Source organism: Pararhizobium sp. LjRoot235 (assembly GCF_964254145.1).
Classification (GTDB): domain Bacteria; phylum Pseudomonadota; class Alphaproteobacteria; order Rhizobiales; family Rhizobiaceae; genus Pararhizobium.
Genome location: NZ_CAXUSP020000001.1, coordinates 2,388,541 through 2,411,831, shown reverse-complemented (window position 1 = coordinate 2,411,831; position 23,291 = coordinate 2,388,541). Strand labels below are relative to the sequence as shown.

Sequence of the window (23,291 nt, the reverse complement as noted above, 5' to 3'; positions counted from 1 at the left end):
CAGTCTAGCGCATGGAGACCTCCTGGGGCCGAGAGTGGACCCAACCTTCATCCGCCGGAAGAATGAGACACACTCACCGAGGATCGCGTAGTCCGGGACATCCTGAACACCGAAAGGATCGTGATCTCCATTGAATGATGGCACCACCTCCATCATTAGACCCGATGTCGGTGCGTTCCCGCTCAATCGAATCCTTTCGATGATGACTACGCGGCTCGCACCATGGTGACCGGACCAATGCAGACCTCCCTCTACCGAAAATTCACTTTATTTCTTTGAACCAGGGAAATGTATTGCCTGCTACGAGAGCGAGAAGATGGAGGCACGGCAATGGGCACAGGTAATTCTTCGAACAAGGCAGAAATCGTGGCTGGCGCTCGCCGCCTCAAGGGTAAGATTGCGACACTTTCCCGAAGGTTTGTCGAGATTGCGGACGCTGTGGGTGAGCTGCAGTCGATGGCGGCTCCAGAGATCATTGAAAAGCTTCTGCTCGTTGAGACCGGGCTGGCTCCGGAAGACATCAGGATCTTTGTCGCCGTGTCCAAAATTGCCGGATCCTTGAACACGTCCGACGAAGACAGCGACATGCCCATGCACGTAGCTTCTCCTGAGACGCTACGCCTCCTGGCGGACTCGTCCGAGGAGGTGCGCGCCGAAGCGATCCGCATGATCGGTGCCGGACATCCGGTCGGGAGCAGCAGGCTTGCTCAGATCGAATCCTTTCTGAGGTGGTCTCGCAGCGGGGACGAACGTACCGCAGCCGACAGGAGGACTGCCTCCCTCCTGGCAACGGCCGCAAGGAACACGCCCGCGGCGATACGAACCCTTGAAGCAGACGCCGACAATTTTATCGCCAGGCTCGACAGGTTCTTCTTGCGCCACCTCCCATGGCCCGAAGAAGGGGCAGAGATCATTGTCAGCAGCGAATACCTCGCCGCGCACCATGAGGTCTCCAAACTGGCCGCTTCCCTTCTTGCGGAATTCGAGCGGGTGCTCGGTGGTGCCGAATCCTTGGAGGAAGCGGCTCTCCTCGATCCTGAGGCAAAGCTCGTCGCCAGGACCCATGAGGCCTTGCGCAGGTTTTCCTCGGGGTGTTTCGGGCACCGTGGCGGCTTCTCCTTCGACGCTTCTGCGGACGCCATCTTTTCCACGGAACTGTGGGATGCGGTGCGCAATCTAGGGACACAGCACCCGGAAGAACTCGAGCCGCTGGTCGCTCATTCCCGCCCACCCAGGTGGCTCCGGGTGCTCGAGCTGGGTGCCGGAGCCGGAGGCATGGCGATCGGCCTGATGTCGGCGGGGTTCGCTCACCATGGCCTCTATGAGATCAACAACAAACGGATCACGACGCTCCGGAAGAACTGGCCATCTTGGCCGGTAATCAAGGCCGACATCACCAAGTTGGCCAAGGAGGAGCTTGAAAGATATCGAGGCATCGATCTGCTCGCAGGGGGCTTGCCGTCCGCACCTGTCTCCAGGAAGAAGAAGACGACGGATGAAACAGCGAAGGGCAATCTCGTGCCTGGCTTGGTACGGGCCGTCGAAATCGTTCAGCCTCGCGCCTTCATGTTCGAAACCCCGGCCAGCTTCGCATATGAGCAGCATCTGGCGTATCTCACCGAGACGGAGGCGCAACTGACGCGCCTCGGCTACGACGTCGACACTCACGAAATCGCCACCCGCGACTATGGGCTGCCCCAGGAGCGGACACGGCTGGTCATCGTCGGGATCAGGAAGGGCGAGGATGGGACCTTTCTCGCACCGGTGCGCGAAAGGCCGGTCATCCAATCTGTCGTCGAAGCTCTGGGTCCCCTTGTCATCCAGCATGAAGCGCTGCCGGATCCCACGCACTCCGTCATCGCGAGGGAGGCACAGGCCAGCTACAACAAGTGGGCCGGATACTGGCGAGATGCGCACAGTAAGAACCTCCTCTCCACGATCCCTGTCTCATCCAGCGAAGATCGCCACAGCCACCTCGACCCGTTCGTGCGACAAGGATTCGATGCGTCTTCATATGCCGACGGCCCACCACAGGTCGTCGACTTCGAAGATTACCATGGAAGGCCCGGAGCCCCTCTGGACAAGCACTTCAAGCCCAGGCTGACACTGGCGATAATCGCTGCGGCTCAGGGCTTCCCGGCCGGCTGGACCTTCCATGCAGAAGGAGGTGGCAACGTGGACATGGTAGCCGAAGCCCTGCCGCCCATCCTCGCAAAGGCTGTCGGCCTCAAGATCTATTCGGCACTGACAGGAATACAATTCGACCTCGACGCCGCCCTCGCGGAGCCCATCATCGACGAGAGATGGATCGGCAAGCTGTCTCCCCTCCGTCTGCACAAGAAGAAATGGCAGAGCGCGGCGTTCTTCGACAACGTGAAGCACTTCGTGCGTCATGAGGAGTCCATGGCCGGGATCGAAGACGCCCGGGCTCGGCAGGAGGCGCGAGACAGGTTTCTGGCCGCGCTTGTTCCGTCAAAACCCGGCAAGGGCGCAGCGCAGGTGAAGTTCCTGCGGGACAGGATCCGCGAATCCGGGGAGGCTGAACTCGCTGTGAGGGAGGCTGAGATCGAATATGCCCTGACTGGCAGGTACCCGGCCTCCCCTCGCGTCACCGACGAGGCGGCTCCAAGCCGCTGACAGCGGCTTCGCTGCCCTTCTTGAGGCGTTCTACCAGCCGAGCGGCCCATGCAGTATTTCCATAATACTTGCCAGCCTCCTGGCCGTCGATCAGGACGGTTCCTATCCCTCCTGGGACGATATGGACGCGCCTTCCCTCGCGATCCTGAAATGTCAGAGCCTCGACCTCTTCGCTAAGTTTGCCGAACTGCATGGGGACCCTGACGATCGCGAGACCCCTAAGGCGTCCGCCGATCTCCCAGTAGAGGTCGGCCAATGCCTCCGAGTCGACGATCCAATCCTGATTGGCAACGGGGGTGATGACCCCGTGTTTCCGGATCTTGCCTTCGATCCACGCGAACATCCGGTTGCCCGCCTTCTCGATCGGAACGGCTTCTGTCCCCCACCAGCGCTGGTGCGACCAGCCTGATCTCCCGAGGGGCTTGAGCCTCCAGTCGTCGACATGCAGGTCCGCGTCATGCCACTGGGCTTCCCTGCCTTCCACATATTGTGGAAGTGCGAAGCGGAGGGTCACCGGGGATCTCGGATTCGACAGAGATCCATTTCTGCTGTCGAGTAACCCGCGGAAGAAGATCGCGGTGTCTTCCGAATTGTCCGCGACATATAGTGTGAGCCCCAGTTCCCTGAGAACGGGGGCAAGTCGCTCCCGGGCTTCGGCAACGCGGTTCATGACGTACTTGCGCATGGTGGTCCTCCTGTGTGCTTGAGGAAGGATCCGATCCTTGCATGCATGCCACAAAGGGATCGCCGCGCTCGCGCGGGCGCCGGATTGAACGGCGCCTGGGCCTGGACGTCAACACCTACCGGTTGAAATAAATTGGTGGACAAACTTTGGCGTCGGTCATTAACTATGATCAGGCTTCAAGCTGGCTTCTCGACGGAGATCCATGATGCGCATCCGGATAATACGCTCGACGACAGAATGCGGAGACGACCGAGACTGAGCAATTGCCGGTCCCGTCTCCCTGGCCCAACCTGTCTCGGAGACCTGCTATGCGTAAGACGCCTTCCAGCAGCCGGATCAGCCGGTGTCATTTCACAATGAGCAAAAAACTTCTCGCCAGGAACATTCCGGCGAGGTCCTGCGCCAACGCCACGGCTCCACTACAGGTTCGCTCAACGAGAACATCCACCCGAGGACGGATACGCGCCGTTCGTCAGGAAAGGCTTTTCTCGGAGATCGAACTGGCAAAGGAGCCGCAATATGGCACACCTCGACAACCTCGTCACCCTGCTCGGTGAAATCAGCAAGTCCGGACCCCAGGAATCCTCGGGACTGTTCCCCGGTCTTTCCAATCGTCCGACCGAATATCTCCACCTCGAGAACACTGCTCTTGCGGATGCTCTCGAGCTCGCAGGGGAACATCCCGGCAACGAGCTCAAGATCTGGCGCAAGCTCGCCGAGATCATGGAGGGCTTCAACGCCAAGCTCCGCGAGATCGGCGCCCAGGAATTGAAGGTCGTCCCCTTCGACGTTTTTCTCATCATGACCGAGCTCGATGCAGAAGCGGCTAGCGTCTAACCCCCGCCCAAGGGCGCAGAGCGGAAAACGTTCTACGCCGCCTGACCTCAAGTAGTCCCTGCCGCCACCGCGGCTCCCCTGAAATTCCAGCATGTCGCGCCTCGGTCACTCCGGGGAACGCCGACGTGCGTCAAAAAACCAACGGAGACCACCGTGAACGCCGTAACCGTCGCAATTCAGTCTCGAGTATCCGTCGCAGAAACCTCGTGCGCGCCCTACTCCTCCGTCGAGACCGCGGTCCATCTGGGTTTCGCAGCCAAGGCTGCGAATGCCGAGGGCTGGAAGAACACCTCCGAACAGTACCTGGCGATGCATACAGAATGCAGCCGCCTCGGTCTGCGTCCCTGCAGCTTCCGCCAGTTCCGCAGGCAGATCAGCTACGCGCGCCGTACCGGCCGTAAGAACCATCCGCCCGGCATGCCAAAGGCGGCCCCGTCCTTCTGGCCGAAAGCATCGCGTCCTTCCGACCTCAACGAGCTTCTCGAGTCGCTCGACCGCGACACGCTCTCCCGCTGGTGATCCGATGACGACCAAACTCGAGACCACCATGAAGATCCACCCGTCTGCCGTCGCCGTTTCGACGGCGACCCGTGACCGCGGCATCCTGGACAAGAACCTGCTGCAGACACTCCCGCCGGAGCTGCGGGAGCTCTCTCTCGACACCAGCGCAGATCTGCGGGCGGCAGCGGAATTCGTGGTGGGTGCATCCGCACTGCAGATCCCCGCGGACACCCGGTCGCTGAAGCTAGTCGTGGTCGTCGGCTTGGACGAACGGTCCGGGCACCAGCAGCAGGAGTTGCCGGACGTGGCGGCAACCCACTCGCTTCCGGGTACCGCGGGAGTCTGACCGATGAGACCTGAACATCACATCAAGCAGCATATCCTGGAGAAGCGGGTCGGCATCGTGCCGAACCACAAAATCCCCGAGGTCGTAACCTATCTCCGACCGACCAAGACGGAGACCTTCGACACCATGCCGGGGCCGAGCAGCGCGTCCCGTATCCCCTCGGACAAATCGCCATTCAACACGCGCGCTACCGCAGTGAACCCGCTCAACGACACCATCATCCTGATGGAGAGCGCGCTCGAGCTCAAGGCAGGAAGAATCCTCAAGACCATGGACGTGGTCGAACTGCGCGAGCAGTGGCCCAAGGTCACCTACGTCGATTTCGATGGCGTCACCCGCGCCCACACCTTCGACTTCTGGATCAGGAAGCGTTGCGGAAAACGCGTCGTGATCGCCGTGAAGCCGTTCGAGAAGCTCGCATCCAAGCTTCTGATCGATCTCCTAATCCTCATCAAGGACCAGGGCATCGGAGGCTTCGCAGACGACGTGAGTTTCATCACCGAATACTTCGCGAGCGAGTACGCGGCCGCGAACGCGGAAGAGATCCTGTTCGCCAGACGGGCACGCAACGACGCCGACGTGGAGGAAGCCAAGCAACTTCTCATGGATGTCCGCGGACACATCAGGTTCGGGGAACTCCTGAAGGGGCTGGAAGTGCAGGCCTATCGCCGTACCGCCCTCTGGGTCCTGATCGGCGAAGGCTGGCTTCGTCCCGTCATCCCCTCCCGGATCGAGGACCACACGCTGATGGAGGTGCGCCTCCCTGTCGAAAGGCACGCACCATGATCAAGGCCCTTCCGCTCGAGTTCGACAACAAGGCCGTCGTACCGATGTACTATCTCGGGGATGCCAAGAGCATCTCCATCGATGACCAGGACTACCTCCTGGTGTCGCAGGACATGAAGACGACCACCCTAAGAGACAGGAACGGGTTTGACGAGGAATTCAGCCATCAGCAGATTTATGCGCTCTATTGCGCCCAACGTCTCAAAGTCGAACGGGGCAGCTCCGATCTCGCGCTCGGCCTTCCCGCACTTGGCGACTTCTCGGAAAAGAAGCTCGAACGCGCCTTTTTTTTGAAGGATTGCCTCGACCTCTATCTGGAAATCGAGGCGGTTGGGTCGGAATACCCGGGACTGGCGTCGTTCGGTTTCAGGCGCAAGAGGATCACGACCGGAGCGACCTGCCTCACCGATCTTCTGCCGTTCATCGAGAAAACCGTCAACGACAACGCCCGAAAGGCCAACTCTCGCGGAAGCAAAGTCCACAAATGGGTGAAGGTCGTCTGCCCCCGGCATTTCTTCCGCCTCCACAACACGTATGTCGAGAACGGTTTCCGCGTCGAATCCCTTGTCAGCAGCGCCAGCGGCCCGGGTGCGATCCCCTCGAGGTTCGACCACGAGGACCTCGCCATCTGGCTGGAGCACGCCAAGCTATATGCAGCCTACAAGCGACCCAACATCACGGGCGCGCTTCAGATGCTCGAGGCGAAAATCGCAAAGCTGAATGAAGAGCGGATCGCCTGCAACAAGCGCCCGCACGACATGCCCGCCCCGAAATTTTTCGGCAAGCTCGTCAAGGGGCTCGGCCGATACTTCCTAACTGCCTCCAGGCTGGGTGACGACGTCGCGAGGGCCGCCTTGTCCAAGACGGGCAATGGCCTCCAGATCATGCGGCCCGGGCAGCGTGTGGAGATGGATGAGTGGAAGATCGACCTGCTCGTCCTTCTCCAGTTCGCCGGACTGGCACAGAAGATGACCGATGAGGAGCGCGACCTCATCAAGAGCACCCGCATCTGGGTGACCGTGGTCATCGACGTGGCCACGCGGTGCATCCTGGCGATGCGGTTCAGCGCGCGGGCGCCATCGGGAGACTCTGCGATGGCGGCACTCGAGATGGCAGTCTCCGACAAGACGATGCTCTCTGCAGTCATCGGTGCAGGCACTCCCTGGATCTATAACGTCCTGTTTTCCAACCTGGTCACCGACTGGGGACCCGCTTTCCGGGCGACGCCTGTCCGGGCCGCGGTCGCGCAGTTGCGTGGCACCCATCAGTTCACGGCGGCCGGCTGGGCAGCAGGGCGCGGCACCATCGAATCCGTCTTCAAGACGCAGGGCATGCGGTTCATGCACTGGTTCGAAGGGCGCACCTTCTCGAACATCGTCGATCGCGGACCGAATGGAACGCAGGCGAAGCTCAACATCGACGAACTGAACCGGATGCTCGTGCGTGCGACCGTGGACATCTACCATCATACTCCGCACGACGGCCTCAACGGAGCCACGCCCCACAACGAGTGGCTGCGCCTGACTGCGAAGTACGGCATCCTTCCGCCCCTGCATCCCGATCAGCGGCGGCATGTGTTCGGCACCAAGATCGTCAAGGCGATCGGCGACAAGGGTGTCAGATTCCTCGGCATCCACTTCAACCATGCGCGGCTCCAGGAGTTGAGACGCATGCAGGCCGCCCTCCCCGGAAGCAAAGCGCCTCGCACCGAGATTCGCGTGGACAGGTTCAGTCTCCGGAAGATCTCGTTTTGGGACGGATCCCGTTGGGTCGAAGCGGAAGCCACGATGGGCCTGCCTGACGATCTGTCGGTCTGGGAGTGGGTCGGCGCCACCAAGGAACTCAGGGCGATCCACCGCGCCAACGCGAAGCTGCATCTGTCTGTCCTCCTCAAGGCCGTGAACGACCTCCGCGAAGCCGGACATGCAGCGAGCGCCCGAGCAGAGCTGGGCACCGACATCCCGTCCGAACGGCAGTACGCGATCGTCGAGAAGAACTACTTTGACCTCGATGTGGAGGATGACCTCGATGGTGCCCGGCCCGACCTTTCCGAGCTTCGGATCCCCCACGACCCCACCGTCGTCGGCATCGATGCCTTCCGCCACCTCGGCACCAGCCGCCGGTCGGCTCAGGCGGCGGCCGAGGCCGAAGAGGTCATCCGTCCGGAAGAATCCGGATTTGCAGGTATTGGCGGCGGCGACCTGTCCGGCGACGACCTCGATTTCGAATATTGATCCAGGGAGAGAACAATGACGACCAAGACCTACGACGCCTTTTTCCGCGAGGCCGCGGAAGCCCTTCTCGAGACGATGGATTCCAAGCTCCGTACGCGAGCGGAGCAGGTTGGCGGGATGAACACGGCCTATATCGGCACCGCCCGCGACATCAAGCTCGATGAGGCGTACGAGGCCTTGATCGTGAATTCGGCGGCGGAGCTGTTCGGGAAGTCCGGCAAACGGCGTGCGCTGTTCGTAGTCGGTGAGTCCGGTTCGGGAAAGACGACGGCAGTCGAGAAGCACATCTCCAAGCGAGCCGAGTTCGCACCGCGTAAGGCGGCTGACGGTTCGCTGTTCTATCCTCTTATCAGTATGGAGGCTCCCAAGCCGCTCACCGTCAAGGGGCTCGCCAAGGACGGCCTCAAGCGTCTCGGCTACCACGTCAACAATCCTCGCCTGTCAGCCAGCGAACTGTTCGAACTCTGGAAAGATCAGCTCCGCGAGCAGCGCGTCCTGTTTCTTGCGATCGACGAGCTCCAGCACGTCCTGAGAAGCGACACCGTCAAGGAACTGCAAACCGTCGCCGATGTGATCAAGAGCCTCCTCGAAATTCCGGGATGGCCTCTGCATCTGATCCTTAGCGGCGTTCCCGAACTGGCGGGGTTCCTCGACCAGTCTGGCCAGACCAACCGCCAGCTCAAGGAGCGCAGCAAGGTCATCGAGTTCCGCCGGATGACCTTCCCGGAAGACATCTCGATCATGACGAAGATCATCAAGAAGATCGTGACTGCCGAAGCCGGTCTTGCTCCAGACCCGATGATCCTCAGTGAGGAATTCGTTCATCGCCTTCTCCACGCCTCCTGCGGTGCATTCGGGTCGATGATCCAGACGACCCGGCACGTATGCGAGATCGCGTTGCGACGTGGCAGCGAGACCGTCGGCCCCGACGTATTCGCTTCCGCTTATGCGCTCGAGAGCGGTTGCCGCCCGTCGCAGAACATCTTTACCGCGGTGGAGAACTGGAAGGACATCATTCCCGCGAATTCAATGCAGGAACTGGTAGGGGAAGGCCGTAGCATGCAGCCGAAGCGCCCCAAGACGAAAAAGTAGGAGACCGACTGATGCAGAAGATCGAAATCGCTACTGACGAGCCTCTGGCAGCATATCTCTCTCGCCTTTCGGTGACACGAGGGGTGCCACTCTGGGATTTCCGGATCCATGGCGGCATCATGGCGCGCTACAACAAGAAGCCGGGTTACTACGACCATGTGTCGGCCGTCACAGGGATCAAGCCAGCGGTGCTCAGGCACCACGATCTCGTCAAGATCGGTGGCACGATCCGGGCCTTGGGCATGACGTTCGATCTCAAGGACATCTGGGCGAAGTCGGCGCGGGCGTGCCCGTGCTGCATCGGTGAGGACATCGAACGGGGTACGGGACGCGTCGAGGCCCGGCCGCGGCTGCGGTTCGGCTGGATGCTGCGCACGCTTGGGCGCTGCGCCATCCATGGAGTGCCACTTGCTGTCGTCGGCCCGGACTATGATAGGTTCACCTACGGAGACTTTGTGGGAACCCTGGCGCGTCACCGGGGAACGCATGACGCGGATCTGGCTGCTGCCGCCGATCTCGCGTCCGATATCTACTTCCAGGGTCGGATCGAGAAGGCGGCGGCAGGCGGCGCTGGTAGCGGTGCCTGTGTTGATACCTACGTCGAGGCTAGTGCTGATGATAGCATGCTCAATGGTGCGGAATCTCGCATGCTCGATGAGATGCCTGTCCCGGCGGCTTTGCTTGTCACGGAAGTCATCGGCGGCATGGAGCTGTTCGGCGATCGGTACAAGCGCACTGTCGCCTCTGGCGAGGATCGTCAGGCTGCCGTCATTGCCGGGTTCCGGATCACCAGCAGTGGATACGACGGCCTCCGCGAGTTTCTCAGCAAACGAGACAAGAATGTCTGGCGCGCCTCCCGACGTGGCCACTTCAAGACCCTTTACGGCAGACTTCAGGAGCTGCTGGCGAGCCGGACCGATGACAAAGGATACCGCGACGTAGTCCGGTTCGTCGCCGAGCATGCCCATTCGAACCACGCGCTCGGGCCGGAAGACGCCTTTCTCGGCTGCGCGCTGCCAAGACGTCTTCACAGCATCAGGACGGCCGAAGTCACTCATGGCATCCACCGGATGACGTTGAGGAGCATACTCGATTCCGCAGGCCTCCTTCCTGCGGGTTCGGGGCAGACGGGCGACGGGCGGGTCGTGATCGCCGCCGAGACCTTCGACGCACTCATCGCAGACTGGCGGGATCGTCTGCCCGCAGAGGAAGCCAAGGCACGATTCGGCATCAGCGGCGCGGCCTTGGACGACATCGTCCGCCGGGGGCTTGTGGTTGAGAAGGATCGCGACCGTCGCCGTCGCAGCCGACTCCGGAAGGCATCCTATCTCGAATTCCTGGAGCGACTGGAACATCTGCCACGCGGCTTCCCCGAGCAAGGAATGAGGAACCTGCTGGATATGACGAAGATCGTAAACCGGAGCTATGGAGAGATCATCAGTCTCATCCTAGACGGCACCATAACGAAAGTCGTCGTGGATAGCCGTCAGGGCGCGGAAGTCGGCTTCGACGGAATCTTCGTCGATCCCCTTGCGGTGAAGCTTGCGATCCAGGTCGCCGCACCTCCCGGCATCACATTCCAGTGTGCCGAGCGCATGCTGGGGACCACCACGAAAACCGTGAAGCGGCTCGCGGCAACCGGACTTCTGAAAACCGTCGAAGCCGCGAACCCACTACACCGAGTGCCGCAGAGATACGTTTCGCCGTCTGCTTTGGAGGAGTTTCAGGATACCTACATCTCGCTCTTCGAATTCGCGAAAGCCCGCGGGCAGATCGCGGTGGTGAAGAAGCGGCTGACGGCGGCTGGGATCATGCCCGTTTTCGAGGAGCCTGGATCGGCTACGTTCTACCGAAGGGATGCGCTGCCGGCAGTTCACGATTGAGATCGGAACCGGAAAATTGAAGGCGCGGAGCCGAGGATTGATGTCCCGCCTCCCACGTTGATGGAAACCCGCTTAGGCGGGTTTTTGTTTGCCCGGCGTTTTGGGGAAGCTAGGTCGGCATCAGTTTGTGACTCAGCAGTTGGGCGGATTGTGACATCGGCGACGTAGGCCTAGATGCCGGATATTGTAATCATTGGGATTTTTCAATCCATCAGGTCAAAACGTGCTATTTCAGTGGGGTCTATGCATTGTAGGCAGCCATCCATTTTGTCCGGCAGCCATCTAAATGACGCAGAATATCCCTCGCCCGGCATAAATTTGTTGGGCGAGGCGAGTATTCGGAGGCCGGATTAAAGTTCAAAAAGGCGACCTGAAAGGCTCCTCGTCAGCACCGTCCTAGTAGATGCAAAACTAAACAGCTCATTTCGGCGACGTAACGACCGGGAATTATTGAAAACATCGCACATTCGGTTTTTGATAATCGGACGCGCTCAATGGTTAAGAACGTAAAATAAGAGAATTGCTAGGGAAACAGCAAGTAAGGCCGGGAGCAACAATCTGGTGGCGGATAGGAACATATCCTCAATCACCACCACGCACTGACGAGTTAATTCCTGCGAGCTTCAACGCTCGAAATGTACTGAGGGGAACAAAACGGGTCCAACCCGCCCTACGGTTTATTCGAAAGGATACTTGGAATGCCTGCCTTCATGACGTTCTACCCTATCGGCAACGCCGACACGACGCTGATCCGTCTAGCCAATGACGATCTCGTTCTTTTCGATTTCGCCAATATGCGAAACGCAAACGACCCCCACGACAAACGCATCGATCTTGCCAAAGCGGTGAAGGACGACATGGCAGACGCCGAACGCGATTCGTTCCGCGCGGTGGCCTTCACCCATCTTGACGACGACCACATCTGTGGTGCTCGTGACTTCTTCTGGTGGGACCATGCGACCCTTCTCCAGGGCGACGGTCGCCCGAAGATCGACGAGATGTGGGTGCCTGCCGACGCGATCACCGAAACCAATCTCGAGGGCGATGCGTGGACCATCCGAGCTGAAGCGCGCCATCGCCTAAAGGAAGGTTACGGCATCAAGGTCTTCTCCCGTCCGGGGAAGCTTGCAGAGTACCTGGCGGAATGGGACCTGACCGTTGAAGATCGCCGCGATTGCATCGTAGACGCCGGCGAGCTTGTTCCCAGCTTCGACAAGGCTGCCGACGGCGTCGAGTTCTTCGTCCATTCGCCGTTCGCTTGGCGGAGTGATGACGGGCTCGAGGATCGCAACGAAGGCTCGATCGTCGTGCAGGCGACGTTCCGCGAAGCAGGCAGTGAGAGCTACGCCCTGCTCGGCTCCGACATCAACTACGAGACGCTTTCGTTGATGATCAAGACCACGAAGAAGCATAACAACACCCACCGTCTGGAGTGGGACATCCTGAAGCTCTTCCATCATTGCTCGTACAAGAGCCTCTCTCCGGACAAGGGCGAGGACAAGACAGAGCCGGTCGACGAGGTGAAGTGGCTCTTCGAAGAGCTTGCTCACAAGAAGGAAAAGATCATCTCGCCGAGCTGGCCGATCCCTCTCAAGGGATCTGACGAGGATGAGGACGCTCAGCCCCCTCACCGCCAAGCAGCGAACTACTACAGGGAAATCATCAAGGACTCCGAAGGCGAGTTCCTGGTCACGATGGAGACGCCGCGGCAATCGGCGCCGAAGCCGATCAAGCTCAAGATTTCGTGGACCGGCGTTGCAGTCATGATCGCGGCGGCGATGCCAACGGTTGCCGCGGCCGCCTCTTCGACGACGACACGGGCCGGCTAATCCATGTGGCAGCCGGACGGAAGCGAGATCATCGATCCGTCTGCTGTCGCCATTCCGCTGGCGGCAGCGACTGTTCGATATCTGAGAGAATCGTGTCAGGACTTTGCCTCGGTCCAAGAATGTCGCCGATTTCCCAACGATGGTATGGAGATCGTTACGTTCGAACTCCGGGTCGAAGTCCCGCAACGTCCAGTCTACGATATCCGCGATTGTGAGACGGTGTCGGTCTGCTTCGTGACAGGGCGGGCGAGCGCACCCGCCGTTGCCGTTGCGCGGGAAGACTTTCCGGACACACCGCACCAAAACATAGTCCCAGAAGGTTTTCCGTCGATGCTCTGCATCGATGATCGCCCTTGGCAAGATGTTCGAAGTGGATACACCGCCTCTGAACTGGTTGCCCGTATTTCGCAGTGGTTCGCAAAGGCGGGGCAAGGTGAACTGCACGGCGACGACCAGCCATTCGATCCGTTCTTTGGCTACAGCAGCCCACATCAAGTCATCCTAACGTCGGATGGCATTGCTGCAATGGACGCCGGTCAGAAACTCAACGTGTGGACGGCTGACAAGACCGGACGGTTTCTACTGATAACTTCTGCCAATGCAGACGGTTTCCATCAGCAGGTGATCAACGTCCACGTCGTTCAGGTCGACGTTGAACCGCAGCAGATGAAAAGAATTCGTCGCGCGCCACGCAGGCTGCCCGACCTCGTCGCTTTGCTGATGGATCGAGACCCGACGTTTGTCGACCGGCTGAAGACAACGGTCGAGGATTGGTTCGAGGGTGGAAAACGAGACGATGACGCGAAATGGGTCTTTTGCGTGCTAGCACGCTTTCCTCAGATCCATCCACGCACCGGCGTCATTGGCGCGACAAAACCGATGGCATTTCTAGCAGAGGTCAGTCCTGGTCAGATTGGGGTCGCGCTCGGCGTGCTCGATCGGAATGACAGTTCCCATAGTGCTGACGTCAGGTATCTCAGGAGCCTCTTTCCGAAAACGAATATTGACAGCCTGTCCAATTTCGAGGCGCAGGTGGCACAAGTTCACACCGAAATGGATGCGGATGCTGCCGCACGGATCACCGGACACGAGGCCGCTGACAAGCGGCGTGCCGTGCTAATTGGGGCCGGATCTCTTGGCTCCGTAATGGCAGAACTTCTGACCCGCGAAGGATTTTTCGAGTGGACGGTCGTCGACGACGACGCGTTGCTGCCGCACAACCTGTCGAGGCACGTTCTGAACCGTCGTCATTTCGGCCTGCTTAAGGCTCCGTGTGTCGCCGAGCGCCTGCTCGCGATCCGGTCGGACGTTGCACCGAAGGCGATCGTGGAAAACACACTTGGCGAGGTTATCTCTGACGGGCTGGCAAGTGCTCTCGACGGTGCCGAGCTTATCATCGACGCGTCTGCATCTGTCCCTGTTTCCAGATTTTTGTCCGACCGGGAAGGCAACGCGCGCCGCGTTTGCGCATTCTTCACGCCTGATGGAGGATCGGCCGTCCTGATGATCGAAGCTGCGGACCGGAACACGACGCTTCGGGATATCGAGGCAGTCTATCTGCGAGAGGTTCTGATCAACCCGTCGTTGGAAACCCATTTCGCGGCTGGCCAGCAGATGCGCTACACCGGCGCCTGCCGAGCCCTCACGAGCAAGATTCCCACGTCGCGCGTCGGTGTTCTCGCCGCCCTCATCGCTTCGGGGATATCGAAGGGTATGGGCTCGCCCGAGCCGTCACTGAGGATCTGGACGGTAGATGAAGATGACGCGGTGGAGGCCATTCGCTTGTCACCGGACGTCTCGACGCGCCGCATGGGGGAATGGAAGGTCCTATGTCCGGAGAGCCTGCGCGGTGAGCTAGCAAGCCGCAGAGCGGCGGCATTGCCGAACGAGACCGGAGGACCCCTCCTCGGCCTCATCGACTTCGAAGCCAAGGTCATCACCGCCGTTCACGCTCCGACGCCGCCAGCAGACAGCATCGGGAAACCGTACAGTTTCGTTCGAGGGACGATCGGTCTGCGAAAGATGATCGAGACGGCAGAACAGCGCTCGGGAGGACAAGTTCGTTATTTAGGCGAGTGGCATTCACATCCCCAAGGGGCATCCGCCGCGCCGAGCGCGATCGATGTCGGTCAGATTTACGACCTTTCCTTGATCTCCAACATCGATGGGTTTCCGGCGATCTCGTTCATCGTTTCAGAAAACGATATCGGGATGATGGTCGGGAGCGTCCGATGACAAGCACGAGCGGGCGTTCCTCTCGTATCGGCCTTGCGCTCTCTGGAGGCGGCATCCGTGCGGCCGTGTTCCATCTAGGTGTGCTCCGGCGCCTGGCTGAAGCAGAAATGCTGGAACAAGTCGTCCAGATATCGACGGTCTCTGGCGGCAGTCTTGTGACAGGTGCAATTTTTTCGGAGGCTGACGGACAATGGCCTTCATCGGAACGCTTTCTGGCAGAGATCTATCCGCGGCTCCGAACACGACTCACCGAAACTGATCTTTTCAGTCTCAAGGCACTCGGCATTGCGGGCCTGCTGAAGAAGAACGTGCGGATCTTAAATCGCCGGGCACACATTCTTTCAGAGCTTCTGCAAACGAAATGGGGAATTGGCCTGAAGCTTTGCGATCTGCCCAGTACACCGGTTTGGCACATCAATACCACGTGCTACGAAACTGGAAAGAACTGGCGCTTTACGCACGACTCGATGGGCGACTGGCAGTTTGGCCGGCACTACAGCCCAGACGTTCCCGTTTCTGACGCGATCGCCGCGTCGGCGGCGGTACCGTATGCGATTGGAGCACTTCGTCTCAAGCTGCCGATTGAAGGGTGGTGGGAGACGGATCCGGCGACCAAGAAGCCCTTGCGTACGAAAGTCCCGCCTACTTCTATGGTCCGCCTTTGGGATGGCGGCGCTTACGAGAATATGGCGCTCGAGCAACTATACAAGCCGATGAAGGGGCTCGATGGATGTGACGTGCTCGTCTGTAGCGATGCATCCGGCCCGTTGGGGAAGCCGAAAAGTCTTTTTCGAGCGCTGCGCGAAGGAAGCTTGGCCGCGCCGCGTCTGTTCGATATCACCAGCGACCAGATACGATCGCTTCGGTCTCGAATGCTTATAAAGTCCATCCGCGACAAAGATATCGATGGCTTCCTTTTCAGACTTGGGACGTCTGCTCGGAAATTCACACCGGCGGCCGGAAAGCTCCCAGGATTGTCAGACGAGCAATGTGGGTTCTGCCTGAACTACCCTACTGATCTCTTGAAAATCGAGGCGGAGAATTTTGATCTGCTGGCTTCTCATGGAGCTGAAGTGGCGCATCTCACGCTAGCTAAGTTTGCTGGCGGAAGATTTGTATCCCGGACGAAGAACGACGACTCGCTGTAAGTCCATACAAAGCAATTCCTTGGGCTATGAGTTTGCCGAGAGCCCCCTCGCGCCACTCTCCCATAACCATCGGAAGCCATGCGATATCGCAGGCTGAGGCCACGTCGAAAAGATCTAGTACTGAGTGCACGCCTTGGAGGGTCAGGTCGGTCAACGGCAATTCCGCAGCCGCTAATTCGCGTCCGGATCGAGCCCATTGGAGTTCTGGATCCTCGTCGCGAATGAAAGCATCGAGGACCAAGCAGACATGTTCCCTCGGCAACTGATTTCGGCGGCTATCCGGACGCTCATCTCTATGTGTGTTCGTAGGTCATCGCTCCGTTGCCTGAGTGAAACTCGCATACACACCGGCTTCGGCGAAGGGCACGCCCGCCACTGTGGTGACATTCGTCAAAAACGCGCAGGATTTGAGAAAGCGCTCTCTAAAGGCCACGCCGATGTTTTACGTCCCACAAAAATTCCTTAGTTTGACTTTCCAGAATGCTGGAACCCGTTCCCATGCGAAGGCGATTTGCGACTGGTGGAATGAAACTTCTAACTACCAGCAACCAGCGATGCACTTTGCCGTCTACGAGAACGTGAACGATCATTTAATGCAGAACGTGTGGGCTGGCGATCCGACGCTAACGACCAGGCGATCGATAGTTGAAAATCAGTCCAGCGCTTTCGCCGGGCTATCCATCTTTGAGTTCAGAACCCATCGGCAGACCTGTGATAATCGCGGGCGCAACTAATCTACGTGGGCGACCGATACCAGCAGATATATGAGTGGCGGGGCGCGGTGAATGCGATGGAATCCATCGAGACCGATGCGAGCACCTATCTCACGACATCGTTCCGCTTCGGTGACGCCATAGCCGATCTTGCGACGAAGATGCTGGTGAAGTTGGGTGAGCGTCAGCCTGTAAAGGGCAATCCTGGCATTGCAAGCAGGATCGGCAGCACGAACCCGCAGGCGATCCTCGCCCGCACGAACGCCAGCACCATCGGTGCCGTGATCGAAGCCTTGGATGCTGGTCGCAAGCCCCATCTTGTTGGCGAAAAGTCTGAACTGATGGACATGCTCCGCGGCGTCCAGTCTCTCAAAGAGAATGAACCTTCATCCTGTCCTGCTTTCTTCGGTTTCAAGTCGTGGAACGAGGTCGTCGATTTCGCCCGGACCGATGAAGGCGCCCATCTGGTTATGTTCGTCAATCTCGTAGAAAAGCGAGGCGAAAAGCAGTTAATGTGGGCGCTCAACCGAACTGTGGACGAGGAGAAGGCCGATATCATTATCTCGACGGGCACAAATCGAAGGGTCGTGAGTGGAAGTCGGTTCGCCTCACGGACGACTTTCTGCGGAGCACTCCAAGTGACGGGAAGTCTGGCGGACCTGATCCCGCCGAGATCAGGCTACTATACGTCGCCTTGACCCGTGCGAAGGAATCCCTCGAAGTACCGGCTCCTATCCTTGACTTCATCGAACGCGGGATTGCTCCTCAACGAGAGCGCATTGAGGTGGCATCGGCAACGCGGACCGCTGCGGCCAAAACCACCCATCCCAATCCAGAGCGTCCTGTTACCCCGGCGCGCTCCTCACCGCCATCTGCGACACCAGTCGAGCCGCAGCCCGCCGAACAGTTGTCTAAGCCGGCTCGAAAAGGCATTCTCGGTTGGCTATTCGGCAAGTAACTTTGGGATCACCGCTCGGTCGCTTCCAACACTCAACGTTACGCCGTGTCCAAGTACCATTCGGTGGCGCTCTCAACTGGGAGCAGAAATTGGAAGTCGACATCCTCAGAAAACAGGAGTGTTATTCCAAGCACAGTGTGTATGGGCTTTATTTCAGGCGCAACCCAAGAAAACGTCGCAGATTCAATGTTCTCCTCCTCATCGCCTCTGGACCAATCGCCTTAAGTGTGTGTTGATCGGCATGTGGGGATGGAACAAAGATTCGCGTGGGTGTTGTGCTCAAAGGAAACGTACTAAATGGGGAGCGACGGGATAGGCTATCTCCCGCGCGTAGACTGCTTGATGACATTTTGAGGCGTCAGGCGCTTGATCGGCCGAACGGCCAGGCCATATACAGATATCGGATTTCGCAAGAAGAATTCGATCGCGGCCGCACCATTCTTGAAAATTTTGCTGCCATGCTCGACCCCGCCAACGGACCACTCTGCGCGGTCTTCGCCTTTGTAACGTCCGAATGGTATCGTCGGGAGGCGAAATCACTTTGGCGCGTATGGTCGCATATCGGCGTCGTTCCCCACGCGCTTACTGTGAGCGATAGAAACGATATCGCAGATGCTGGATTGAAATGGTGGGGCCAAGCGCCGAAGATCAGCCGTCATTCAAGCAGAAAACGTCGCGAATTCCTCCTCACCCTAGCTCTTAACGGCGGGCTTCCCTCCGCGCTTATAGTAGGCGAGACAGGCAACCGGGTTCGGCGTTTCTTTCAGGGAGTGATGGAAGACGCGCTGTCTAGCGCCGCGGTCCCCACAAACGATGCATTAATGGATTACGCCGAAAGCCGCGCCGAAATACTCCCGGACAGTTATCGGGACGAGACCATCTACGAGCTAACAGCAGAGCTGATCGGGCATTTGCGAGCGTGCAAGGTGAAACTTCCCCGCGATCAGCATCAAGCAAATCCAGCCGGTTGGCTCGATACTCACGACTTCGGATGGCGGGAGCGGCTTCCAATCCATCTTCCAGAGGATGTCGGCGCCTGCAATCGATTATTCAATAATTTGCTCACGGTCGAGCCTCGCGCACGTGGAAACGGCGTCGGTCTGCGACGATATCTATATCGGGTTCCCTCCGGCGATTGGAAGCAAGGCTTCATCGCTCTCGCTGACGGACAACTAGCCTTCGATGCGCTTGCTAGCTTTAGCGAAGGCCGTTTTCGTGCATATTTTTCAGGAAGCGCGGGCCAGCTTATTTCTCGCGAATTCGCGCAACTCTACCGGTCTGATACCGATAAAAGCGGCGGCTTTACAGTGACATCCCAAAGCACCGGAAAGGTCGACCTTGTGGGTCCGGTGCGATTTTCGGAAACCATCGCGGTAAACCTGTTGCGCGATGGCAAGCCTATACCGGCAGTTTGCTGGCCGGGCGGATCACCGCGCACCTCGAACTGCGTAGTGCTCCGGCCAACCGATCGGGAAGACCGTCTCGAATTGCTCGCCACCGGCTCCGTACGATCGACGCTGCCCTTTCTGTTCGCTTTGACCCCACAAGGTTCTACCGTTTTGGCCCACGAGGGCAGTAGCGTGGAACGCGTTTGGAAAGACTCGGCGACCACGCTTTGGAAGATCGACGGAATGGCGCTGATCGAAACGACGGCCGGCGAGCGATATCGCGTGCAATCAGCCGCCGAAACCTCGGATGACAGACGTCTTGAGTTCGAAAAGCTTTTCCTTCCAGATTTGATCTTTGAAGACACCTCCCTCGTCGCAGTCGAAGCTCCGTTGAGGCCTAGGCAGTTTGGTAAGGACGGCGATGGAGGTATGAACGGAGCCGTTCGAATCCTCAAGTCAGGTCGCCCGATCGATAGACGTGATGATGTCTTGGGTGTCATAACGGTTCAATGGCATGACGATGAAGGATTCATCATCGATCGTGCCCGTGTGCTTGTTCTGCCTGATAACTTCCGGGTCGGAGGGCAGATTGACGATGGCGGCGCTAGGGTCGGGTGGTCAAACTTAGCGGGCTGGAAGATTGATGCGCTGGACGCCCAAGGCGCCGTCGCGGCCACGATTGAAAGGACCGCAAACGGCTGGCTGTGCCCATGGGCCGGTACCAAGAACGGATATCAGCGAATCCAGATCACGGATCCTGCGGGCTTGTCCGTCAAGGCGCGGCTTCATCTCACGGCGAGACATACCGTGCTTTTGGACTCCGATGGGAAAGTCCGCGACGATCGGCCGGAAATGTCTCTTGCCGAATTACGCGGATCACTTCTCCTCACCAATCGACCGGTGCTTGTCGATCTGGATTTGCGAGGCGCCGGAGTGAACCGGGCTCTCATCTCTCGAAAGCTCGAAGGTGAGACCCCGATGGTTCGCTTCGTAGATCTTGCACAGAGCTTGCTGGGGCTATCGAACGAGCGGGGGCCAAGCATTGTTTTGCTAGACGACAGCCATCGAGCAATCTGCAGCATTCGTCGACCACAAGAGAAGGCCATAATCACAGGACTTTCAGTTGAATTCGCCACCGCACCGGCGGACGGCGAAATTGCCGTTGTACGGCCGTTGCAGCATCCTGACGAAGAGCACGTGCTCAACGAGGACCCCAATGTGGGCTTGCTATTACCTGCCGGGATTCCTGGGCCGCTGCTTGTCTACCGGAGAAAGGGCGACGCCGTGACAACGAGGCCGACGGTGACGGCCGGCGCTCAGGATGTGATTTTTTCGGATGCCGTCGATGAGGTGGCTCAGGCCTCACTTATTCAAGATGAATTCACGCGGCGCCGGGCTTACGAAATGTTGCTGAACCGGGCCGCGACCGATCCGTCTTCTGGGCCAACTATCTCCCGTATCGTTCGTACAATCCACTCTTTACGGGGGCTCAGTCCTCGGGCGATGGATCTCACGCGCGATCTTCCTCAACACCCGAGCCTGCTTTGCCGGTTGCTCCTTGCCGCTAGCGGCGAAAGAATTGAGAGTGTGATTGCCCTAGAGCGTGACTTATCATTTTTGTGGATTGGCAGGACGCGGCGCTCGCAGAGTGGGAGAGAGTCGGGTGAGCCCGCCTTGCCATTCAAGTGTTTTTCGCATGTCACGCCCTCGTCCTTTAGCCAATCCGCGCGAGCATCGGAACATTCTCCAGGAGCCAGAAGGAGAAGGTCGACAACGAGCCGGTGATCATGGCGACCCCCATCGCAACCATCACACCGCCCGCGCCGACCTGCAGGGTTCGCCCCAGCCGGCGCATGGTTTTCAGGCGCTGCGTGAGGCGAGCGGCAAAAGCTGCGGACAGCAAGAACGGAATGCCCAGGCCGAGTGAATAGGTTGCCAGGAGGACAATGCCCGCCGACGCCGTCGACGACAGCGCGCTGACGGTCAGAATCGCGCCAAGCACGGGGCCGATGCACGGGGTCCAGCCGAAGCCGAAGGCCAGTCCGAGCAGAAACGCTCCGAGCGACCGGCCGCCGCGAATGCTGCCATGGAAGCGCATGTCGCGTTCGAACCACGACACGCGGACGAGGCCGGTCATGAACACGCCAAGCAGGATGACGATCGCGCCGCCAATCAGGGTTCCCTCATATCGATAGAACAGAAGGAGCCTGCTGAACGCCGTGGCCGTCGCGCCGAGCGCCACGAACACGGTCGAGAAGCCGAGCACGAAACAAAGGCTAAGCAGCAGTGTCGCCATGCGGCCGGCACCCGCATCATCGTTTCGGCCGAGCGCGTTGCCGGAAACATATGAGATATAGCCCGGCACGAGCGGCAGAACGCAGGGAGACAGGAACGAGATCAGTCCCGCCGAAAAAGCCGTAATCAGCCCGATGTTGGAGATAGCTGACATGCCTAGCTCCCGCGTGCCGATGCGATCAGCCGCTTCATCGCCGTGGCATCGGCGAGACCCCGCAGAATCTCCTTGCCCGCGACGAAGGTCGGCGTGCCCGAGATGCGCAGCGCTTGCGCGAGTGCGACATTGCGTTTGATGGCCTCGTCGATCGCAGGGTCTTGCATGTCCTTCTTCAACCGCTCGACATCGAGCCCGATCTCACTTGCGACCTCCAGGCTGGACGTCTCCGTGATCCGACCTTCGTGGGTCATCATGGCCTTGTGGAAGGCAAGATATTTGCCCTGCTTCTGGCTCGCGAGCGCGGCGCGGGCAGCGAAGATCGAGCCGGGGCCGAGGATTGGATATTCCTTGAAGACGAGGCGCAGTCCCCTGTCGTCCTGTTCGAGTTTATCGAGTATCGGCGTCGCGCTGCGGCAGTACGGGCAGTTGTAGTCGAAGAATTCGACCAGAATGGCATCGCCCTTCGGATTGGCGCCGACCGGCGAGTTTGGATCGTTGAAGACTTCGTCGTGCCGTTGCGCAAGAACGGCGGTCAGCTCGTTCTCTTCCGCGGCCTGCTGACGGGCGTCCATGCTGTTCACGGATTCGACGATGACCTCGGGATTGGCGAGGAGATACGAGCGTAGCTGGCGTTCGAGATCGGTGGTATCGCCAAGGGGCGCAAGGACTCCTGCGGCAAACAGCAACGCCAGGACAGAAAGAACCGCCGACACCGCGGAGAGAGCGAAGGAACCGAACACCCAAGGCCTCAAGCTCCGGGTCGGCTTTGCGGGCTGGGGCGATCGCCCGACATCAGCCGCATCCGTGGCCGCTTCTGCAGCGTCGGGGTGGACTCCGGACGCGCCGGACGTCGGACTGCTGGGTACGTCGGATGTCATCAGAATGCTCCTTTAAGTTTGTCCCAGAAACTCGGCTGTTGATGCCCGTGGGGCTTCTGCGTGCTGTTGGTGAGTGCGTTGACGAAGACCACCAGATTGACCGGCTCGAACTGGAGGCCGTGAAAGCGGGCGAGAAGGCGGCCGTCCTGGTCGATCACGTGGGTGACGATCCCGTGCATCTGCATCCCTTCCTCGCCCTCAGTGAACTTGAGCCCATAGGCCTCGGCGATCTTGCGGGTGCTGTCCTCGGGCTGGTCCGTTGCGACCGTCAGGAACTCCCAGTTCACGGGATCAAGACCGTGCGCCTCGCCATAGTCGCTGAGGACCGGCCCCGTGTCGCGCTTCGGGTCCGTGGTGATGGTGACGAACTCGACCATCGCCTTCATCGGCGTCTGGTTGATCATCGTCTGAAGTTCAGCGATCCGTTCGGCATGCAGCGGACAGACGTCCGAGCAGTTCGTGTAGACGAAATTCAGCACGACGACCTTGCCGCGCAGGCCTGAGAGGCTGACGGTTCGGCCGCCAGCGTCCTGCAGTGTGAATCCCGGCGCTTCGCTGTCGACGGCCTGGAAATATTTCTCTCTGTCGCGGAGATCCTGATCGACCTCTTCGAGCGAGTGCGCCAGGACTGATGTAATCGGGGCCATCATCACGGCGATCGCAAGCATCGCCAACTGCAGGACACGCAT

At 59.3% G+C, this 23,291-nt stretch carries 18 protein-coding genes; 14 read left to right on the top strand and 4 right to left on the bottom strand.

The window, feature by feature from the left end; translation table 11 throughout:
- Positions 1–330 precede the first annotated feature (330 nt).
- Entirely contained in the window at positions 331–2,637 is a 2,307-nt protein-coding gene (locus ACSQ2Z_RS11505; protein ID WP_436081323.1) for a DNA cytosine methyltransferase, read from the top strand.
- Here the strand turns inward: ACSQ2Z_RS11505 and ACSQ2Z_RS11500 are convergent.
- A complete protein-coding gene (locus ACSQ2Z_RS11500) occupies positions 2,609–3,322 on the bottom strand; it encodes a hypothetical protein (RefSeq protein ID WP_436081322.1) in 714 nt (237 codons plus the stop codon). The genes ACSQ2Z_RS11505 and ACSQ2Z_RS11500 overlap by 29 nt on opposite strands.
- A 519-nt stretch (positions 3,323–3,841) precedes the next feature.
- Here ACSQ2Z_RS11500 and ACSQ2Z_RS11495 point away from each other — a divergent pair.
- The 13 genes from ACSQ2Z_RS11495 to ACSQ2Z_RS11435 all read left to right on the top strand — a co-directional run bounded on the left by ACSQ2Z_RS11495 (position 3,842) and on the right by ACSQ2Z_RS11435 (position 21,057).
- On the top strand, positions 3,842–4,159 hold the full coding sequence (locus tag ACSQ2Z_RS11495) for a hypothetical protein (protein WP_436081321.1): 318 nt from the start codon (positions 3,842–3,844) through the stop codon (positions 4,157–4,159).
- Positions 4,160–4,312: 153 nt separating this feature from the next.
- A complete protein-coding gene (locus tag ACSQ2Z_RS11490; protein WP_436081320.1) occupies positions 4,313–4,678 on the top strand; it encodes a hypothetical protein in 366 nt (121 codons plus the stop codon).
- Positions 4,679–4,682: 4 nt separating this feature from the next.
- Positions 4,683–5,006 (top strand): hypothetical protein, encoded by a 324-nt coding sequence (locus ACSQ2Z_RS11485; RefSeq protein ID WP_436081319.1) that lies wholly within the window; start codon positions 4,683–4,685, stop codon positions 5,004–5,006.
- A 3-nt stretch (positions 5,007–5,009) separates the two neighbouring features.
- Positions 5,010–5,792, top strand: a complete 783-nt coding sequence (locus ACSQ2Z_RS11480; RefSeq protein ID WP_436081318.1) for a hypothetical protein — start codon at positions 5,010–5,012, stop codon at positions 5,790–5,792.
- On the top strand, positions 5,789–8,026 hold the full coding sequence (locus ACSQ2Z_RS11475) for an integrase (protein ID WP_436081317.1): 2,238 nt from the start codon (positions 5,789–5,791) through the stop codon (positions 8,024–8,026). The genes ACSQ2Z_RS11480 and ACSQ2Z_RS11475 overlap by 4 nt, the downstream gene beginning before the upstream one ends.
- Before the next feature lie 15 nt (positions 8,027–8,041).
- Positions 8,042–9,118, top strand: coding sequence for an ATP-binding protein (locus tag ACSQ2Z_RS11470; protein ID WP_436081316.1), 1,077 nt, complete (start codon positions 8,042–8,044; stop codon positions 9,116–9,118).
- 11 nt (positions 9,119–9,129) lie between these two features.
- Positions 9,130–11,001, top strand: a complete 1,872-nt coding sequence (locus ACSQ2Z_RS11465; protein WP_436081315.1) for a TniQ family protein — start codon at positions 9,130–9,132, stop codon at positions 10,999–11,001.
- A gap of 698 nt (positions 11,002–11,699) precedes the next feature.
- Positions 11,700–12,830, top strand: a complete 1,131-nt coding sequence (locus ACSQ2Z_RS11460; protein ID WP_436081314.1) for a hypothetical protein — start codon at positions 11,700–11,702, stop codon at positions 12,828–12,830.
- 3 nt (positions 12,831–12,833) lie between these two features.
- Positions 12,834–15,065, top strand: coding sequence for a ThiF family adenylyltransferase (locus ACSQ2Z_RS11455; RefSeq protein ID WP_436081313.1), 2,232 nt, complete (start codon positions 12,834–12,836; stop codon positions 15,063–15,065).
- Entirely contained in the window at positions 15,062–16,213 is a 1,152-nt protein-coding gene (locus ACSQ2Z_RS11450) for a patatin-like phospholipase family protein (protein ID WP_436081312.1), read from the top strand. The genes ACSQ2Z_RS11455 and ACSQ2Z_RS11450 overlap by 4 nt, the downstream gene beginning before the upstream one ends.
- Positions 16,214–16,542: 329 nt before the next feature.
- Entirely contained in the window at positions 16,543–16,947 is a 405-nt protein-coding gene (locus ACSQ2Z_RS11445; protein ID WP_436081311.1) for a hypothetical protein, read from the top strand.
- A gap of 56 nt (positions 16,948–17,003) precedes the next feature.
- Positions 17,004–17,624, top strand: coding sequence for a hypothetical protein (locus tag ACSQ2Z_RS11440; RefSeq protein ID WP_436081310.1), 621 nt, complete (start codon positions 17,004–17,006; stop codon positions 17,622–17,624).
- A 526-nt stretch (positions 17,625–18,150) separates the two neighbouring features.
- On the top strand, positions 18,151–21,057 hold the full coding sequence (locus ACSQ2Z_RS11435; RefSeq protein WP_436081309.1) for an STY4851/ECs_5259 family protein: 2,907 nt from the start codon (positions 18,151–18,153) through the stop codon (positions 21,055–21,057).
- On the opposite strand, the gene ACSQ2Z_RS11430 is transcribed toward ACSQ2Z_RS11435, so the two are convergent.
- Genes ACSQ2Z_RS11430 through ACSQ2Z_RS11420 form a run of 3 tightly spaced genes read right to left on the bottom strand, consistent with a single transcriptional unit; the run spans position 20,987 to position 23,291 of the window.
- The gene (locus ACSQ2Z_RS11430; RefSeq protein WP_436081308.1) at positions 20,987–21,721 is read right to left on the bottom strand and encodes a cytochrome c biogenesis CcdA family protein; all 735 of its coding nucleotides are present in this window, start codon (positions 21,719–21,721) and stop codon (positions 20,987–20,989) included. The two genes, ACSQ2Z_RS11435 and ACSQ2Z_RS11430, sit on opposite strands and share 71 nt — an antisense overlap.
- Positions 21,722–21,723: 2 nt before the next feature.
- Complete coding sequence (locus tag ACSQ2Z_RS11425) at positions 21,724–22,602, bottom strand: DsbA family protein (protein WP_436081307.1); 879 nt, start codon at positions 22,600–22,602, stop codon at positions 21,724–21,726.
- Positions 22,602–23,291, bottom strand: a complete 690-nt coding sequence (locus ACSQ2Z_RS11420) for an SCO family protein (protein WP_436081306.1) — start codon at positions 23,289–23,291, stop codon at positions 22,602–22,604. Before ACSQ2Z_RS11420 ends, ACSQ2Z_RS11425 begins: the two co-directional genes overlap by 1 nt.

Bases quoted from the DNA above. Each gene is read 5' to 3' on its own strand.
- ACSQ2Z_RS11505 (WP_436081323.1), top strand. From the start codon at position 331: ATGGGCACAGGTAATTCTTCGAACAAGGCAGAAATCGTGGCTGGCGCT.
- ACSQ2Z_RS11500 (WP_436081322.1), bottom strand. From the start codon at position 3,322: ATGCGCAAGTACGTCATGAACCGCGTTGCCGAAGCCCGGGAGCGACTT.
- ACSQ2Z_RS11495 (WP_436081321.1), top strand. From the start codon at position 3,842: ATGGCACACCTCGACAACCTCGTCACCCTGCTCGGTGAAATCAGCAAG.
- ACSQ2Z_RS11485 (WP_436081319.1), top strand. From the start codon at position 4,683: ATGACGACCAAACTCGAGACCACCATGAAGATCCACCCGTCTGCCGTC.
- ACSQ2Z_RS11480 (WP_436081318.1), top strand. From the start codon at position 5,010: ATGAGACCTGAACATCACATCAAGCAGCATATCCTGGAGAAGCGGGTC.
- ACSQ2Z_RS11475 (WP_436081317.1), top strand. From the start codon at position 5,789: ATGATCAAGGCCCTTCCGCTCGAGTTCGACAACAAGGCCGTCGTACCG.
- ACSQ2Z_RS11470 (WP_436081316.1), top strand. From the start codon at position 8,042: ATGACGACCAAGACCTACGACGCCTTTTTCCGCGAGGCCGCGGAAGCC.
- ACSQ2Z_RS11465 (WP_436081315.1), top strand. From the start codon at position 9,130: ATGCAGAAGATCGAAATCGCTACTGACGAGCCTCTGGCAGCATATCTC.
- ACSQ2Z_RS11460 (WP_436081314.1), top strand. From the start codon at position 11,700: ATGCCTGCCTTCATGACGTTCTACCCTATCGGCAACGCCGACACGACG.
- ACSQ2Z_RS11455 (WP_436081313.1), top strand. From the start codon at position 12,834: ATGTGGCAGCCGGACGGAAGCGAGATCATCGATCCGTCTGCTGTCGCC.
- ACSQ2Z_RS11450 (WP_436081312.1), top strand. From the start codon at position 15,062: ATGACAAGCACGAGCGGGCGTTCCTCTCGTATCGGCCTTGCGCTCTCT.
- ACSQ2Z_RS11440 (WP_436081310.1), top strand. From the start codon at position 17,004: ATGGAATCCATCGAGACCGATGCGAGCACCTATCTCACGACATCGTTC.
- ACSQ2Z_RS11430 (WP_436081308.1), bottom strand. From the start codon at position 21,721: ATGTCAGCTATCTCCAACATCGGGCTGATTACGGCTTTTTCGGCGGGA.
- ACSQ2Z_RS11425 (WP_436081307.1), bottom strand. From the start codon at position 22,602: ATGACATCCGACGTACCCAGCAGTCCGACGTCCGGCGCGTCCGGAGTC.
- ACSQ2Z_RS11420 (WP_436081306.1), bottom strand. From the start codon at position 23,291: ATGCGTGTCCTGCAGTTGGCGATGCTTGCGATCGCCGTGATGATGGCC.